This is a genomic window from Sporosarcina sp. GW1-11, from assembly GCF_033088395.1.
Classification (GTDB): domain Bacteria; phylum Bacillota; class Bacilli; order Bacillales_A; family Planococcaceae; genus Sporosarcina.
Genome location: NZ_JAPMIW010000006.1, coordinates 65,183 through 82,840, shown reverse-complemented (window position 1 = coordinate 82,840; position 17,658 = coordinate 65,183). Strand labels below are relative to the sequence as shown.

The window sequence follows — 17,658 nt, the reverse complement described above, 5'->3', positions numbered from 1 at the left end:
CTCACCTTCCTTTATTTACTGCTGCATTTTTCAAACCATCTTGGGACGTAACAACTTCTTTCAGTTGGCGATACATATCGCGCGTAGATGCGTTCTTTGTTTTGATCGTGAACATTTCGGAACTTCCAACAATAATGAGCAATTCCCGCGCCCTTGATAATGCCACGTTCAACCGTCGATAGTCTTTTGCAAATCCAATGTCCCCGCTAGCATCTCCATGATTCCTAACAAAGCTTAAAATGATGATATCCATTTCCATCCCTTGAAATTTGTCTACTGAACCTGTACGACAATGTAATTGTTTCGGTTTCAGCTCTTGCTGAATCAATCGGTCAATACGCTTTACTTGCTCACCGTAAAAACTGATGACACCCACACTCTTCTTGTCTTCTTCATTCATACGCCCTGCTATTTTTGCTTGTTTCGTCGCTTCCTCTAAGTCTTCTAGCGTCTGTTCTATAATGTTTAATTCTGCTTCGTTGAATCGACTCGTTCCACCTTTGACTTTGTCTTCAAAATACGGATGTGTATTCGGTGTATCTAGCCAGAGCAGATGATCTTTTCGCCCAATCAAATCTGTCTCAAGTAAGTGATCACGCATTGCATCTGAATCAGGTAAGCCACATTGCAATCGATAGTTCCCTTCCTCATAGAACGGCGCAATCGTCGCCATTATCTTTTCATGCATTCGATATTGAATACTGAGCATTGTTTTATTCTGCTTAGGTAACGTTCGGAACAGTCTCTCAAATAATGATTCATTCAATAGCTTTTTCATCTCTCGTTGCACTTCAGGATCTTTTTGCTGATCGACTAACTCATCCATCGTTTCCTGACCGACTAATGGTGGCAACTGATGATGGTCACCTACAAGAATCACCTTTTTCCCTTTCAGCATAGGTAAAAGCAATTCGGGTGGTGTAGCTTTAGAAACTTCGTCAATAATAACGACATCAAATACAGGATATTCATCCATGAACTTTTTGGATGCGGAAGCAACACAAGTCGTACCGATGACATTCGCATGTTCCACATATAGTTTTCGTATTTCGTCTAAATCATAATCATTAGCTTCTTGTAAAAGTTGCTCCCACTGTTCCTGAAGTTCTTGGAGAATTGGCAGTTGTTCGTGTTCTTTATTGAGCTCTTGCAATTGCTCCGTTGTTTCGTGAAATTCTTTCGCTATTTGTGTTAATTGATTTTCAATAGTCGGGTCCAGTTGGCTCTTAATTTCATCGATTCTTGTTGAGAGTTGACTGCACTGTTGTTGCATTTGTCGTTGTTCTTGCTCAATGACGATGAGTTGTTGCTGACGGTCTTTTTGTTGCTCCATGTAGGATGACAATCTTTTTTGTGCTGTATCTAACGAAGAAATCGTCTGAATGATTTGTTGTAGTTGTTGCTGACACTCGAAAATCACCACTTCTAAGTCGCTAATTTCATTGGCTACTTGCTGTAACTCTAAAGGAGCTTGCGGGGCATCATTTATTTGTAGCCAAGCGTCCAACTCTGTTTGAATTATTTGTTGTTGTTCCTTTAGTTCCATATCCTGTTGTAGTAGTCGTTGTTTTTTCTGTTGTATTTCACGTTGTTGACTAGCTAGAAAGTGGAGTATTTCATTTTTAACATCTGCAAATAACTTCTTTACTGCTTGAAATTGCTGTTGCTGAATGGCTGCTCCTTTATCACGCACAATTTCTTCCTTTACATAAAACAGAGACATACCTTGTGCAATCTTTTTCAAGACTACTGTTTTTTCTGGACTAGCCCCTTTAATTTGCAATATCTTTTTCGTTGTCGGATCCACTAGAAATCTGCCTAGCCGATCAATCATCCCGTGCATTTCTTGAATCGTTGTGAAGTTTTCGGTAGAGCGTTTTTCAATAGTAGAGACAGGATATTGTTGACTCAATAAAAGCTGTTCTGTTTTATCAATTGCTGTTTGAAATCGTTCGAAAAGTTCTTTCCATTCTTGAAATTCATAGGTGAATTCTCCTGATTCAATTGATTTGATCAGTCGTTTCAACTGATTTATTCGTAAAACGATATGGATTGGCAATTCAACTTGTTGTTCAGAAAGCACTTTTTGCACTGCGTCCATTTTGGTAATTGTTCTAATTTGCTGTTGGGCAGCACTAAACGAATGCTCTGTAGTTGGCCATTCTTTTATAGCGTTTGTGATGCGCTCACGGTCGTTGATCGACTGTTGTAATTTCGCTTGTAACGTAATGTACTCTTCTATTTTCTTTAACGATTGCAGCTCATTTTGTAGATTTCTAAGTTTCTCTGTCACTTCATCTTTAGTAGGTAGCTGGTCTAGTTTCACTTGCAGGATATTCAATTCTTCTGTTAGCGACTGTAGTTGTTGTTCCGCTTGAATAATCGCTTGTTTTTTATCAGATAGTCTTTGTGTCACTTGATCAAGAAGAGCTCGCTCTGCGGAATGACTGTTCTCTATATCACGCAGCTCTATTTTTAAGGACTTTTGCTGACGCAGCTGTTCTGTCAGTTGTAATTCTTTGTTCCTTTTTTGGTGTTTTTTATGTTCAAGCTGTTCTACTTGTTGCAACATTTCTCGATCTTTTTCTTTATAAATCGCACGTGTCGCTTGGACAGCTTCGAGCGTTTCATTTCGCCAATGAAGAGCGACATTCTCTTCTATGAACCGTTTGCCCTCTTCTTCAATACTTTCAGATCGTCCATAACGCAAAATTCGAGTAGCGGGATCTGTTAGCAGCCGCCCAAGCGCATTGTCTACAGCTAGATTCGATTGGGAAGCAACCAATGTCCGCAATCCCGCCTTAACATTTTGATAGCAAATCTCCGAAATCACCGTTGTTTTCCCTGTGCCTGGAGGTCCTTGAATGACGAATAGGTCATGTGCTTTCATCGCACCTGTCACAGCTTCTCGTTGAAATTCATTTAAATTATTATGATATTCAAGGTCAAGTTGCTTATTGTTAATCTGCACGACCGGACGTTCTTCAAATAATACTTTCTCTAGATTGGCGTTTGCTGCAAGCCCTTCTTGCAAATCTTTAAACCCTTTGCGTAGTCTTCTGATCTGACTTAATTCTGCAAAGTTCGTTAGCACTATTTTTTTATTTGATGTAGGTAACCAATGTTCTTGCCGTGATCGTTTTTGAAAACGTTGATTCATTTCCACTACGATGATCTTTTGAGATTTTTGGACATCGATAATTTGTCCGATTTCTGTAGAAAGCTCTAGCATTTTCACACTAAACCCTCGTAATTGCTTCCAGTTCTTCGTCTGCAAGTTCTTGCATTGAAGGTGCAGTTTTGTAAAATCACTTGAAAAGCTGCTTTGCGTAAACGTACAAGAAATATCCTCAACATCCGCATTTTTCTCTGCAATTTGAAGATAACCTTCCCAACTTTCAATTCTTTTCTTGACGTACTCTGAACGTTCTTCCGCTATTGGTAGTTCACGTAATTTCGTATAGAACTCAATCGGCAGAGCAACTCCCACACGATTTAATCGAAACTTCATCGCTATATGAAGTCGGCGATTCGTCTGCACAGGTTCTCTTGCTCCTCTGACATGAAACCCAGTCGCAACTAGACCATCTGGCTTTAACACACATTCCATGACAGCCACACGTTGTTGAACCTCTTTAGCAAACTTTTTATTTGTACGCGGATCAAAGAAAAGTGCATAAGACTGGTTCCCTTGACGATTGGCAGGTTTTTTCTCAATATGTATATCAAAAGTAGATTCCGATGAAACAAATGCCTGTTCATTTAGAAACCACTGCTCCACGCCTTTGCGGGCATTTTTCGTAATTTCAAGACTGCAAGGAATCATTTCCGAATTCCGTATAGTATTCATCGCTTAGTTTTCTTTCCATAATAGGGTTTTACAGCAAGATGGATGTTCATGCTTTTCCCTGTTATTTCATTGTTCAAAGCTCTCACCTCAGTCCTCTATTATAGATCATCAGCACATTTACCGCGAGTAAGAAAAATCTTTAAAAAGTTTTTAAATTAATTTAAAAAAAGATGTTTAGGAATGGTTTACTGGGGTATACTATGACTACAAGGCAAACTGAAGGAAACCAGTAGATCGAGTTAAGTAAGTGATTTGCTAGGTCCGGAAGAGCTGCACAGCCTTGGCGGAAAATTTTCTTTACTGGCAATTGGGTACACTCGGTTAAGGAATCTGCTTTTTAGGTTCCATCGTAAGACAGGTTTACCAAGCAGGGCGAAGAAAGCTTTTTGTGTAAGTGCAATTGAAGGAACTGCTCACATAGTAGTTCGAGCAGTAGAAGACGCATACGACGAGCGTACAATATATCGTCAGTATGGTGTAGTTCGCAACAAAAAATTTTCCGCAAACTGATTGAGAAGTAGAGGGCGGCCGGATGTCAGGATTTTCTGACGGATGGCAGTCCTCTATTTTTTTCTATTTGCGTGTGTTTATTTTCAATGAATTAGGGAAGACAAGAACTAAGCAATCAGGAGAAGGAGGTAATTTCATGAATAAAAGAATGGCTTTGACAGCTATCGGACTAGGCGCAGCCTATTTGATGCGTAACAAACAATCACGCGAGAAATTATCCAAACAATTTGATGCATTTAACGACACACCAATGCGCGGTGATCGTTCACAAAAACAACAACCCCCAAAATCAAATAAAGGCTTGCTCGGTAGATTCTTAGATTAAATTAATAGAATGCAAAGGAGTAGAAATTAATGAATGATAAGAAAAAAGTTTTCACAGAAAAAGATCGGCAAGATGCACAAGGCGGATACATGGATAATCCCGAAAATATAAAGACAGATAAAGAAAGTATTTATGATATGCACGAAGATATGCAAACTGTAGATGCAATTCCTTTGGAAGATGTTCGAATGGAAGAGGAAGAAGAGAGACATCATCGCGAAACAAAAAATCGTTCATCCACCGAAGAGAAATATGAAAAAGAATCACGATGACATAAAAATGGCGCCCTCATGTAGAGGCGCCATTTTTATGTCATTTTCAACAACGCATCCGATCCCACCATACCTGCTTTGATGCCAATCCTCTCCGCTTCAAGCGTCACAGATTCTAACGGTGCCGCAAGTAACTGTTCAATCGTCTTCACCCCGACAGCCCGACCCGCTATAATTTTCCGATCTGCCAATACACTATTTAATAAACCTACATCTAGCGCACCACACATAATGTAGCCCGTATTATTGGATACTGTTAGAAGTGTCGTCTTCGGTAACTTCACCGTGACTGCTTGAAATTCCTCTCCATTTATCATAAGTTCTCGATGTTCGATCAACTGATCCGCTCCTTTACCACACACTATATGATTGCTAGCTCGAAAAGTTGCCTATTTGATCAGTAAATAACGACAGGTTCGATTACATCAGTTACCTGCAACACACTAGGACTAACTTACAACAAATTTATTTCATTCATCTTCAACATCCTCTAAACAGGAACTTAAGTACTGTATTTCTTTCAAAAAATAGAAACAAATACTTGTGTTCTTCTATTCAAAGTATTATTATAGAAAAATGTTACGAGGACCTTTCGTATCAAACAATCATAAGGAGTGTGGCCAGATGGGAAACATTACAAGAGAAGATATTTATACGTTCGTGGAAGAAAATAATGTAAACTTCATCCGTCTTCAGTTTACTGATATTTTTGGCATGATTAAAAATGTAGAGATCCCAATTAGCCAACTCGAAAAAGCATTGGATAATAAAATGATGTTTGACGGGTCTTCAATTGAGGGGTTCGTACGGATAGAGGAATCCGATATGTACTTAGTACCTGACTTGGACACATGGATGGTATTTCCATGGCCTTCAGGTGCAGGAAAGGTCGCCCGTCTAATCTGTGATGTATATCTTGCAAACGGCGAACCATTTTCCGGTGATCCACGTGGGAACTTAAAGCGAATTGTCGACGAAATGAAAGAGTTAGGGTTTACTCATTTCAACTTAGGACCCGAACCAGAATTCTTTCTATTTAAATTGGATGAAAATAAACAACCAACAATGGAATTGAATGATCATGGGGATTATTTTGATTTGGCACCGATGGATTTAGGTGAAAATTGTCGTCGGGATATCGTACTTGAACTTGAAGAACTCGGCTTTGAAGTAGAAGCTTCTCATCATGAAGCAGCACCGGGTCAGCATGAAATCGATTTTAAATACGCCGATGTATTGACTGCTTGTGATAATATCCAAACCTTTAAATTAGTCGTTAAAACAATCGCACGTAAACACGGTCTCCACGCGACATTTATGCCGAAACCATTGTATGGTGTTAGTGGATCCGGCATGCATTGTAACGTGTCGCTATTCAAAGATGGAGAAAATGTCTTTTATGACGAACAAGGCGAGCGCAAATTAAGTGTAACGGCGTATCAATTCATGGCAGGTGTGCTAGAGCATGTACGAGGATTTACTGCGATTACGAATCCGACCGTCAATTCTTATAAGCGATTAGTTCCAGGTTATGAAGCTCCATGCTATGTCGCCTGGTCTGCACAGAACCGTAGTCCGTTGATCCGTATTCCCGCTTCACGCGGATTAAGTACACGCGTGGAAGTACGTTCTGTTGATTCTTCTGCTAATCCATATTTGGCAATGGCTGCGATTTTAAAAGCCGGACTTGATGGCATTAAGCGCGAATTAAATCCTCCTGCACCTGTAGATCGAAATATTTATGAGATGAAAGCTTCAGAACTTGCGGAAAATGGTATTGAAACGTTGCCTACTGATTTAGATCATGCGTTGATTGCTTTATCTGAAGATACAGTAATTCAAGATGCATTAGGCGCACATATATTTGCGAATTTTAGTGAAGCGAAGCATCAGGAATGGGAAAGTTATCGAATTACGGTTCATCCTTGGGAAATTGATCGTTATATGAAAATGTATTAAATAAGGAGCTGTCCAAGTAGTCGTATGTTACGGCTTCTTGCGACAGTTTTTTTGTCGAAACTTGAAGCTTCATTAGTAGTGCGTTCACTACAGTTTACACAAGTAGCTTTTGACTCTTCCTAGTATTTCCCGCCATTTTAATAATTAGTGGTTCGTTTGAAGTGCCTCTTCTATTGTCCATTTGCTAGTATCAGTTTATTATAGGCAGAGTAGATAGTAAGGAGGGGTCGATTTGAAAACACTTTGGCATAATGCAGTTTTTTATACGCTACAAAAAGAAGGTCATACAGTAGATGCGCTACTAACGGAAAATGGTAAAATTACAAAAATCGGTTCCTATGAACAATTAAAAGATCAAGCAACGCAAGAAATAAATTTACAAGGAGCTTTTGTCTATCCTGGATTCATAGATAATCACATGCATATTATCGGTCAAGGAGAGAAGTTGCTGCGATTAGATCTCTCGCAGGCTACATCCTCTGCTGACATGATGGATCAGTTAATGCATGCTTATAAAGATTTGCCAGAAGATGAATGGTTTATAGGCGAAGGTTGGAATGAAAATAATTTCCCAGACAGAAAAATCTTTACGCGTTATGAACTCGACACGATTACAAAATCACCAATGCTTTTAAAACGTACATGTTGGCATGCGGCAATCGTTAATTCTAAAGCATTGGAACTAGCTGGTATCACAAAAGATACGCCCGATCCAGATGATGGTGTAATTGAGCGCGACGAACATGGAGAACCAACTGGACTATTAAAGGAAGGTGCTATGCATCGCGTCCTGCAGCTATTACCTGAACCTACCGAAGCCTATGTAACAAAAGCTTTAGAAACTTCAGTAGATCATTTATTATCGCTTGGATTAACCGGTGTTGTAACAGATGACTTAGGTTATTACGGTAATTACCAAACCCCTTTACAAGCATTCAATAACGTACTCGGTGGCAAACGAAAATTCCGTACGCATGTATTGCGTCATTTTAGCGTATTCCAACAATTGACAGATGAACAAGCTACATACAATTCACCATGGGTAGAGCCAGGTGAGATGAAGTTTTTCATAGATGGAGCTTTTGGCGGTAGTACCGCATTACTTAGCAAGCCTTATGCGGATGATGCAGAAAACATCGGTACTGCTGTCCTAACAGATGAAGAATTAGAGGACTATGTAAAGACCGCTCGTAGCTATGGAGAAGCTGTGGCGATCCATGTAATTGGTGATTTAGCTACTGAAAAAGCACTTGATGTTATTGAAAAATATCCAGTTCCTGTGGGTAAAAAAGACCGCTTAATACATGTCGTCTTATTGCGTGACGATTTAGTAGAACGCATGGAGAAATTGCCAATCGTCTTAGATATTCAGCCTGCTTTCGTCCCATCTGATTTCCCTTGGGTGCAAGAACGTCTAGGAAATGATCGGTTCGACTGGGCATATGCTTGGAAGAAACTTCTCGATAAAGGATTTATATGTGGTGGAGGTTCGGACGCACCAATAGAAGATCCAAATCCTTTGCTTGGAATTCACGCTGCAATTACGAGACGATTACCGATTGAACAACATGAAGGCTATTTACCAGAACAAAAACTCAGTCGCTATGAAGCAGTACAACTCTTCACATCCGGTGCGGCTGCTACGATTGGAAAAGAACATGTACGTGGTTGCCTAGCAGTTGGATTCGATGCAGATTTCACCATTTTAGCAGAAGATGTATTTTCGGTAGCTGTCGATCACATCCCTGCAATAACAGTAGTGAAGACTGTAGTTGCTGGTGAAATTATGTACGATGTCCATGCTTAAAATCAGTTCAATAAAAAATGTCCCAACCATGTGGCGGGACATTTTTTTATTAATAGTATGTTTGGTTTCGATTCATTCGTTCAGCGGTCTTATAGGCATCGTATATTCCCCAAATCCATACGAGTGGATAGGTAATAAATCCGATAAGTATAAACATTAGCAGGCCATTCACCACTTGCAAGATAATGAGTAAAATCCCTTTAAGAATTTGTCCATTGTAGATTTGTCCGACACCAGTCCAGAAAAAACTGAGTACGGCTGCAATACCCGGATGCTTTAACATACACTCTTCCCCTTCCTGGTAGCTTTACATTCATTTTACCTGACGATGAATAAGTTCACAAGAGTGTTGCTAAATTATCACCGGATTCGAACCTCTTTACAGTCGACTCCGTTTGATTTCATCTCCATGTACTCGTTCATCTTTTTCATTCCCGAGTGGATTTGGCAATGTTTTATTCAGTCTAAATGCAGGATCGCCACCGTTTAACTCTTGATCTGTCACACTTAATCCATTTGCACCCAAATTGATATCTGTTCCGCCACGGTTTAATCCATAAAAATCGGTATTGTCCATATACTGCTGATTTGCTTGCCCTGAATCGACGTATAGCAACATACCGCCTTGCTCAATTTCACGATAAAACTGTTCTGTTTCTTCTGACCCTAACTCTAAACTACTTACCATTCGATGCACATGATCTTCGCCGGAAATGAAGCCCATGAAACGTCCCCACCAGGAATCATCCGATGATTTAATTTCTGCTCCTGTTCGACTCCTTACCATCGTCAGCTGGTCATCGTTCTTCACTACTACATAGATATGATCTTCCGGCCATCCTTCACTCTTTAGTTCCTGCACTCTATTCATCAATTCCATCTCATTAAAATACATTCCCATATATCGATTGCTACTCATTAGACTCTCCTCCTTATTTTCTCCTGTTGTTTACTTATTTTACCCTTTCGTCATATTAAGAAACATTTGCAAAAAAGTCATACAACATGTATAAACTTCAACGAATATAGGGATTCTAATAAAAAGGAGTGATTGCATGCTGGAATTAGATACGCCTATTGAAGGAAAACTTGCGTGTTTTGGACCGCTTCGCGATAAAGTTTCAGATCACGGATATCATTTTGGAGGCGGTTGGGATTATAATAGGGGACATTTTGATTCCATTCTATCACGTGAAGGCGGAGAGACGATTTACTTGCGTGTCCCATTTGTCGTTCATGATGGTGAGTTAGACGATTATAATACGTATATTAAATTCAAAAAACCTTATGTGATCAAACATGTCGTTAACACCGGTCTTGACCGGAATGCAAGTTCTTTATTAAGTGGTTCGTTTAATCAATTTCAGGAGCCAGTAGATAAAGATGCGGGAATCCGCGATAAAAGCCGCTGGGAAACCGCTGGTGAATTAGCAATCGAAGATATTTTGCAGTACCTCGAATGAATTAAAGACTACTGATGATTGAAAAAGGGATACCCTCAATGGATATCCCTTTTTGTCATTTATTCAACAAGATAGAACCTTCTGGACCAAGTGGGAAACCGAGTACAAACCAGATTCCGAATAATATAATCCACATAATACTGAAGGCAATTGAAAATGGAAGAAGCGACGTCATAAACGTTCCAATCCCCATTTTTGGATCATACTTTTTCGCAAATGTTAAAGCAATAGCAAAATAGGCAAGCATCGGCGTGATTGGATTCGTAATGGAATCACCTATACGATAAGCCACTTGTGTAACTGCTGGGTTATAACCTAGAATCATGAACATCGGTACGAACACCGGGGCAAGAATCGCCCACTTCGCAGAAGCACTTGCGACTAAGAAGTTAATTAAAGCGGCTACAATAATGAAACCAATGAACAGAGGAAGCCCTTTCAAGCTTAATGCTTCCAACGTTTCCGCACCTTTTATCGCAACTATCGGCCCTAGGTTACTCCAACTAAAGTACGCAATCATCTGCGCCGCTACGAACGCAATAACGATATACATTCCCATGCCTGACATCGCTCTTGCTAAGTGATCAGCAAAATCTTTCGAGTCCTTAATCACTTTAACAACTTTCCCATAAATTAATGCCGGAAGCATAAACATAATCATCATAAATGGTACGAGACTATCCATTAAAGGTGATTTAGTCAAAGATCCTGTCTCTGGATCACGCAATAGGCCGTCTTGTGGAATGGATAAGTATAAGATAATAGCTACAAAAGCCACGACAGACAACGCTGCCCATACTAAACCTTTCTTTTCAATAGAAGATAAATCTTCAACTGTTTCCATTTCCCCCTCGTAAGCCCCTAAACGCGGTTCTACTATTTTCGTTGTAACCAATACAGCGACAGGCACTAAAATTATTGCAGAAACAGCAAGGAAATAGTAATTCATCGCCGGATTTGCTATATACGTTGGATCATAAATCTGTGCGCCTATTTCCGTAAATCCTGCGATTAATGGATCGAGTACACTCAAGATCAAGTTTGCAGAAAATCCACCTGCAACAGATGCATAAGCTGCCGCCAAACCAGCAATCGGATGACGTCCGAGCGCAATGAAAATCATCGCAACAATTGGAGGCAATACGACCATAGCCGCATCAGCAGCAGCATTTCCTAAAATCGCCACTAACACGATGACCGGTAAAATAATCTTTTTTGGTGCATTTAAAATGGTTACCTTCATCGCCGCAGAAATGAGACCTGTAGATTCTGCAAGTCCTACACCGAACATAACAACTAACACTAAACCAAGCGGTGGAAAACTCGTAAAGTTCACGACTAGGTTCGACATCATCTTAATGAATCCTTCACCATTTAAAAGATTGATCACCACAATCTCTTCGCCCGTTCCAGGGTTAATAGCCGTAGTTCCGAGCTTACCAAAAATAAAGGAACAAATTAAAATAATAGCTGTAATATATACGAAAAGCATGACCGGATCCGGTAACTTGTTCCCGTATTTTTCGATAGAGTCTAGAAAGCGATTGAATAACCCGCGCCTTTCTTTTCTAGCAGTACCTTCATTGCCCATAGTTATTCTCCTCTCTGTATCGTCAGTTATATCAAAGATTTATCGAATAAGTATCATTATTGCATATATTCAATTTAATTTGTATGTATTTTCTAAATAATTAATTTTTTTGTAATAGTTCTTTTTCAGTAGATTAATGTCCACACCTTTTTCTTCATGGCATGCATAGCAAGGAGTATATGTTTTGCAACAGTAGAACCGAATGGCAATACGGTCATTTTCCGTTGAATAATGGGGCTGGGACATTACTAGAAAATAGTCCATAACCCTGCGCTCCTGTATCTAAAAAAGCCACGTCTATAACTACGTAGTCAAAAAGAAAAATGCATGAAGGGAATGTCCTTCATGCATTCTTGAGGTTTTGTCCCATCCCCTCTCACATCTCTTTATGGTTGAACGGACATTTTCCAGTTAGCGGTTCGCAGTCGTCTCCAATGAAGAACTGCTTCCATTCATTATGCGTAGGATCACCAAAGTGGCTGATGTCTGGATGCTTCGGTAATGCATCCCACTCTTCGACCCGTTCACGTACTTTCTCACGTGAATTGATCCCCCCTTTTTCAGTACCTTCAAGCCCCTTGAAAATTTTACGCGGTTGGAATCCGATAATAAGAGAGTTCCCTAAATTGCGTGTTTTCCGTTGTTTATAAGCAGGGGCATTGCCGAATACAAAAATTGGTTGACCATGGAAGTGGAAGTCCCAAAGATAGTGATTTGGATCCCGCGGTGCGTCAGCCGGCCATTCTTTTGTATCTTCTTTGTGCAGATACTGTAAGATATCCCAGAATTGTTGACGATAGATTTCTATAGTACTTTCTGCTTGGAAAGGTTCAACAAAAACAAATAATCCGTGGCGCTTATGCTTAAGGTTTTCAAACAATGTTAAAAATGCTTCTAGCGCATGAGGTAGAGTAGACCAATCCTTTTGATGTATATACGCATAGCGCAGTTCACCTTTGTTCTCCCCCGCCATCCCAAAATAACACGGAAAAGTCTTATCTGTCACAATCCTATGGAACGTCTCATATTCTCTAAGCAACCATTCAGGCAAATCTTTTCGTTCTTTAAAGTCTTCTTTCGTTAATAAAGCATTTGATGTTTGAATCAACATTCCCACTCCCTTCCACCCTATCATCCGATAGATCACTGCACAATGTCTACTATATGAGTAAGTTGCCTTGAGTTATGAGTTAGTTCATTTACTAAAGTGAAAAACCTTACCGAGAGCATTCGGTAAGGTTCACTTCATTGAATCGGATTCGGATCTTCTTGTAAATCATCCATAGTCTGCATTACTAATGTGACCGCTTGACTCAGCGCACTGCCACCGCCAAGTGCGGCTGCTATACTGATTGCTTCTAGAATTTCCATTGAGCTACAACCGCTATCTACACAGCCTTTTGTATGATAGATAATACAATATTCGCTATGTGCATAAACACTGACCGCAAGCGCAATCAAGTGCTTTTGCTTTTGACTAATTTCGCCTTCTTCAAAACATGCTTCTGAAAATGTATTAAATGATTTAAGTACATTAGGTATCTTTTCGCTCATTGCACCCATACCTGCTTTGTAATCTTGTAAGATCGCATCCGTAAATGTGAAATCTTCCATGAAAATCCCCTCCCATATAGACGTAGTATATCCGTAAGTTAATTTGCTATACAGTGAGAGCGGAAATGATATGAATACCTGTGTTTAATAGGGTGGATTTCTATGAAGATTGTTATTACAATTTTTTGTACGTCCAGCCACGATTATATTGAACAGCCGATTCGATTTTTACACCTAACTCTTTTGCTGCTCTGTACGGCCAGTATGGATCACGTAGTAACTCGCGTGCAAGCAACACCATATCCGCACGACCATTCTGCAGAATTTCTTCTGCCTGTAGAGCAGAGGTGATTAAGCCGACCGCTCCTGTAGCTATATTTGCTTCGTTGCGAATTTTATCTGCAGATGGGACTTGGTAGCCTGGGAATGGATGAATAGTTGCCCGCACTACTCCACCAGTACTAACGTCCACCAAATCTACACCTTGCTTTTTCATCCAACGCGCCATCTCGACATATTGTGCAGTGTCCATTCCATCTGCATAATCTTCCGCTGAAATTCTAACAAACAGTGGGCCATCCCAAACGGAACGGATAGCATCAATGACTTGCCCTAATAATCGATAACGATTTTCTGCTGATCCACCATATTCATCTGTACGTTGATTACATAATGGTGATAGGAATTCGTTGATTAAATAACCGTGGGCGCCATGAATTTCGATAACGTCAAAACCTGCTTGCTTGGAACGAATTGTCGCTTGCTTAAACGCTTCAATCGTTTCCTCAATATCTGCGACAGTCATCTCGGCCGGTATCTTATAATCCTCACTGAATGCAATGGCACTCGGTGCATAAATTGTTCCGTCTACTGTCGATTTTCTACCTGCATGTGCCAACTGAATTCCTGTCTTCGCACCATGTTGTTTCATCAATCGAACGATTTCCGTCAATCCTTCCACATGATCATCTGACCATATCCCTAAGTCTTCGTTAGAAATTCTCCCCGCTGGTTGAACAGCTGTCGCTTCTACAATAATAAGACCCACTTGCCCTACCGCACGTGTTGGATAATGAACTTTATGCCAATCCTGTACTTTCCCATCTTGATTATGAGAGGAATACATACACATCGGTGCCATCGCGATGCGGTTCTTAAATTCTACGCCGCGGATTGTATAAGGTGTGAATAATTTTGCCATTGAATTCGTCCTCCTTAAGTAACTGTAAGAGAAAGTATATCAAATACACGCTAACTTTTAACGTATGAGGATTATAATTCCTTACTTTTGAAACATATAGAAGTGATGAAACGTATACTATAGTAAAGAAAGGGGGTTGTGATTTATGAATCCACTCGTATCTATATGGACACAACCAAAGGAAACGATTCGTTATGTTCTGGAATACAAAACATGGAGTTATAGTTTTTTTATTTTATTTCTTTCTTCCATCGGTGTTGGTATGACTTCATTTGCTGAGACTGATCTTTTTTCAAGCCTGCCACTTATAGCTATCATTCTTCTCGGTATACTTTCTACTTTTATCGGAAGTATCATTAGCCTGTTTATCGCTGCGGGGTTATACACTTGGGTAGGTAAGTGGCTTCGTGGAAATGGTAATTTCAACGATATGTTGCAAATGGTACCTATTGCTTCCATCCCTTTAATTTGGCTGATGCCTATCAATCTTATAATTGTCATCATCTTCGGTAAGGCATTATTTACGGATTCCTATGCGATGCTAAGCGGGACGTCTGCTATCTTATTACTGGTTAATTTATTGACGTTAGGCGTCAGTATCTATTCTACAGTCATTTTATCAAAAGGGATTGGTATTGTTCATCATTTCTCTTCCTGGCGTGGATTTGGTGTAATTATGATCATTGTAGGTATGTTTTTAGTTCTTCTGACTCCATTCATTGTAATACTGATGTTTATTCTATTTGCTAGTATTGTATAAAAAAGATGCAAAGTCCAATGGCTTTGCATCTTTTTCTTACTTATTAACCATCTTCATAAATTCTCTCATCAAGCCTGGTAAGTCCGGCCATGCGTGTCCTGATACAAGGTTACCTTCTGTATGAAGATCCTTTTCGATATACGTGGCACCTGTTGCGGTGACGTCTGGTTTACATGCAATATAAGCTGTCATCTCTCTTCCCTTCATTAAATCAGGAAGAACAGACAATACTTGTGCTGCGTGACAGACAGCGGCCACTGGCTTATTTTCCTCGAAGAAATGACGAACGATTGCTGGAAGTGATTCATCTAAACGGATATATTCTGGTGCACGGCCACCTGGAATTATTAACGCATCATAATCTGCTGGGTTAACATCCTTAAAAGCGATATGTGAATCCAAACCATATGCTGGCTTCTCTACATACGTTTCCATACCATCGATGAAATCATGAGTGACTGTGTACAATTTCTTCACGGAAGGCGAAGCGATCGTCGTCTCAAATCCTTCTTCTAAACAACGGTAATACGGATAAAAAATCTCTAAAGCCTCAACTGCATCCCCACCGAGAATTAATACTTTTTTACTCATGTACATTTCCTCTCCTTCAATTCTGAATTGTGCTTCTACTACATTTCATTCGACATTCGACTAGAGACTCCTCTTTCTTATCCTAAAAACATGCATCCATGTATTTTTTCTGGCAAAACAAGACATAGTAGGACAAGGAGGGATATACAATGAATAAACGTATTCGAGGTCTTTTTCATAAAGACACAATCAACGAAGAAATGGGTTTAGAGTTTGAAGCTAGTGCCGACGAGTCAGCACGTGTTCGTGAAAATGCTACGGGTAAAGAATATCGCGAGGCATTAAAAGAAGTGTATCGTGCAACCGAAGACAAAAGAAAATAATACTAAAAGCCTGACACGACTGGTGTTAGGCTTTTGCATTTACTTTAGCGATGTTCTTTTATTCATTCGACGGATCATAAACTGTTCAATCAAAATAGCTAAAAGTGTCCCTGTAATCAGTCCGTTGGAAAGTGTAGAGGCAACAATAGCAGGTAGTTGAGATAAACTATCTGCCGGAACAAACATCGTGCCGACACCGACCATTAAACCGAAGGCAACAGCTTGTCTTGCACGATCCTTCTCGGGATCCGCGTCGAGTTCGTTGAATGCCATAGATACCATCTTAGTAAAAATTGCGAATGTTACAGCATATGCAACGGGTGCTGGAAGTGATGCAAAAATCGCCATAACACTAGGAAAAAGCGTAATCATTATTAGTAAAATACTTCCCACAATAAACGGCTTCATCGATGGCATACGCGTCGTACCGACAAATCCTGCTGATCCCGAGATTGGAACTGATCCAATTGCAGAGAATAGTCCAGCAATTAGATGGATAAATCCTGAAGCAAAAGCACCTTGACGCAATCGGTCAGGTGGTGTGATATCAAAGGAATGTATTAATAAATATTCCATAACCCGCATCGCAGCCAGCATATTGGCTACGAGCAATAACGTAATGAATACAGCCGTTACGAATACGCCACTATCCCATACTGGGTGACCGTAGACGAACATCTTCGGCAATTGAATGAGTTGATCTGAAACTTTAGCAACGTCCGGTGTCTTACCGAGTAATAGGAATAATCCCCAACCAAGAACAATTGATATGAGGACTGCATATTTGGAAACTGTCGGACGTTTATTGCTCATTGCAATGAATGTAATTAATAAGACAATAAAACTTCCACCTAAAATGACAGGATCTAAATAATCACCCACTTCTTCGACACCCATCATTCCCTTGATGAATGTGCCACTCAACTGCAATATGAGAAGCAATAAATAAGTGAATGTAATGGCTGGGGTAAAAAGCACCTTCATCTTCGTGATGATTCCAGTGGCGGCTAAAATGAAAAATAGTACCCCGCTATAAAGCATCCCACTTTGCAACGCTTGTAGTGCATCTGTTGAAGTCGTGTAAAATATGCCGACCATACCCGCGTAGACTACAAAAATTCCCCACCATAAGCCAGCTGGCCCTTCATTAATCGGCATTCGATGGCCGAAAAAGGCTTGGATTAGACATGCAATACCTAGTACAAATATTGTTCGTTGCATGAATAGTGATGTTTCTATCGGATCCATTCCGAAAACATGTGCAATGGCGATAGGTGCTGCGATTGATGAAGCGATAAGGAAGATAGTCCATTGGATACCGCCTGCGAGATGTTTCATTGGATAATACCTCCGATGTTACTGTAGAACTTTGATGTAGTTCAGTATAACACGTGAAAAGACTTTTTAGTTTGATTAGGATATGTAAGTTCGCCAATAGGTTGCTGATTAATC

At 40.0% G+C, this 17,658-nt stretch carries 17 protein-coding genes; 7 read left to right on the top strand and 10 right to left on the bottom strand.

Annotated elements, in window-relative coordinates; genetic code table 11:
* Position 1: 1 nt before the first annotated feature.
* Entirely contained in the window at positions 2–3,826 is a 3,825-nt protein-coding gene (locus tag ORD22_RS05935; protein WP_317645007.1) for a DEAD/DEAH box helicase, read from the bottom strand.
* A gap of 670 nt (positions 3,827–4,496) precedes the next feature.
* Between ORD22_RS05935 and ORD22_RS05930 the strand changes: the two genes are divergently transcribed.
* Together ORD22_RS05930 and ORD22_RS05925 are read left to right on the top strand one after the other, a co-directional pair.
* A complete protein-coding gene (locus ORD22_RS05930) occupies positions 4,497–4,685 on the top strand; it encodes a hypothetical protein (RefSeq protein ID WP_317645006.1) in 189 nt (62 codons plus the stop codon).
* Between the two features lie 29 nt (positions 4,686–4,714).
* Entirely contained in the window at positions 4,715–4,957 is a 243-nt protein-coding gene (locus tag ORD22_RS05925; protein WP_317645005.1) for a hypothetical protein, read from the top strand.
* A gap of 35 nt (positions 4,958–4,992) precedes the next feature.
* Here the strand turns inward: ORD22_RS05925 and ORD22_RS05920 are convergent, their stop codons facing one another.
* Positions 4,993–5,274, bottom strand: coding sequence for a YunC family protein (locus tag ORD22_RS05920; protein WP_317645047.1), 282 nt, complete (start codon positions 5,272–5,274; stop codon positions 4,993–4,995).
* Positions 5,275–5,581: 307 nt separating this feature from the next.
* On the opposite strand from ORD22_RS05920, the gene glnA reads away from it, so the two are divergent.
* Entirely contained in the window at positions 5,582–6,916 is a 1,335-nt protein-coding gene (gene glnA / locus ORD22_RS05915; RefSeq protein WP_317645004.1) for a type I glutamate--ammonia ligase, read from the top strand.
* Positions 6,917–7,148: 232 nt separating this feature from the next.
* On the top strand, positions 7,149–8,723 hold the full coding sequence (locus ORD22_RS05910; protein WP_317645003.1) for an amidohydrolase: 1,575 nt from the start codon (positions 7,149–7,151) through the stop codon (positions 8,721–8,723).
* Positions 8,724–8,772: 49 nt separating this feature from the next.
* On the opposite strand, the gene ORD22_RS05905 is transcribed toward ORD22_RS05910, so the two are convergent.
* Together ORD22_RS05905 and ORD22_RS05900 are read right to left on the bottom strand one after the other, a co-directional pair.
* On the bottom strand, positions 8,773–9,006 hold the full coding sequence (locus tag ORD22_RS05905; RefSeq protein WP_317645002.1) for a hypothetical protein: 234 nt from the start codon (positions 9,004–9,006) through the stop codon (positions 8,773–8,775).
* 96 nt (positions 9,007–9,102) lie between these two features.
* A complete protein-coding gene (locus tag ORD22_RS05900) occupies positions 9,103–9,642 on the bottom strand; it encodes a YflT domain-containing protein (RefSeq protein ID WP_317645001.1) in 540 nt (179 codons plus the stop codon).
* Between the two features lie 136 nt (positions 9,643–9,778).
* Here ORD22_RS05900 and ORD22_RS05895 point away from each other — a divergent pair, with 136 nt between their 5' ends.
* Complete coding sequence (locus ORD22_RS05895; protein WP_317645000.1) at positions 9,779–10,186, top strand: YugN family protein; 408 nt, start codon at positions 9,779–9,781, stop codon at positions 10,184–10,186.
* Positions 10,187–10,241: 55 nt separating this feature from the next.
* Here ORD22_RS05895 and ORD22_RS05890 read toward each other — a convergent pair whose 3' ends face one another.
* From ORD22_RS05890 to namA, 4 genes are all read right to left on the bottom strand, one after another.
* Positions 10,242–11,777 carry an AbgT family transporter gene (locus ORD22_RS05890; RefSeq protein WP_317644999.1) on the bottom strand — a complete coding sequence of 512 codons (1,536 nt, stop codon included), beginning with the start codon at positions 11,775–11,777 and terminating at the stop codon, positions 10,242–10,244.
* A gap of 376 nt (positions 11,778–12,153) precedes the next feature.
* Positions 12,154–12,888, bottom strand: coding sequence for a YqcI/YcgG family protein (locus tag ORD22_RS05885; RefSeq protein WP_317644998.1), 735 nt, complete (start codon positions 12,886–12,888; stop codon positions 12,154–12,156).
* A gap of 134 nt (positions 12,889–13,022) precedes the next feature.
* Positions 13,023–13,391, bottom strand: coding sequence for a carboxymuconolactone decarboxylase family protein (locus ORD22_RS05880; RefSeq protein WP_317644997.1), 369 nt, complete (start codon positions 13,389–13,391; stop codon positions 13,023–13,025).
* A 115-nt stretch (positions 13,392–13,506) separates the two neighbouring features.
* Complete coding sequence (namA, locus tag ORD22_RS05875; RefSeq protein ID WP_317644996.1) at positions 13,507–14,532, bottom strand: NADPH dehydrogenase NamA; 1,026 nt, start codon at positions 14,530–14,532, stop codon at positions 13,507–13,509.
* 145 nt (positions 14,533–14,677) lie between these two features.
* Here namA and ORD22_RS05870 point away from each other — a divergent pair, with 145 nt between their 5' ends.
* Positions 14,678–15,292: a Yip1 family protein gene (locus ORD22_RS05870; RefSeq protein WP_317644995.1), complete on the top strand. Its 615-nt coding sequence runs from the start codon at positions 14,678–14,680 to the stop codon at positions 15,290–15,292.
* Positions 15,293–15,328: 36 nt separating this feature from the next.
* On the opposite strand, the gene ORD22_RS05865 is transcribed toward ORD22_RS05870, so the two are convergent.
* Positions 15,329–15,883 (bottom strand): DJ-1/PfpI family protein, encoded by a 555-nt coding sequence (locus ORD22_RS05865; RefSeq protein ID WP_317644994.1) that lies wholly within the window; start codon positions 15,881–15,883, stop codon positions 15,329–15,331.
* Between the two features lie 149 nt (positions 15,884–16,032).
* On the opposite strand from ORD22_RS05865, the gene ORD22_RS05860 reads away from it, so the two are divergent.
* Positions 16,033–16,206: a hypothetical protein gene (locus tag ORD22_RS05860; RefSeq protein ID WP_317644993.1), complete on the top strand. Its 174-nt coding sequence runs from the start codon at positions 16,033–16,035 to the stop codon at positions 16,204–16,206.
* A gap of 39 nt (positions 16,207–16,245) precedes the next feature.
* Here the strand turns inward: ORD22_RS05860 and ORD22_RS05855 are convergent, their stop codons facing one another.
* Positions 16,246–17,544, bottom strand: coding sequence for a purine/pyrimidine permease (locus ORD22_RS05855; RefSeq protein WP_317644992.1), 1,299 nt, complete (start codon positions 17,542–17,544; stop codon positions 16,246–16,248).
* Positions 17,545–17,658 lie beyond the last annotated feature (114 nt).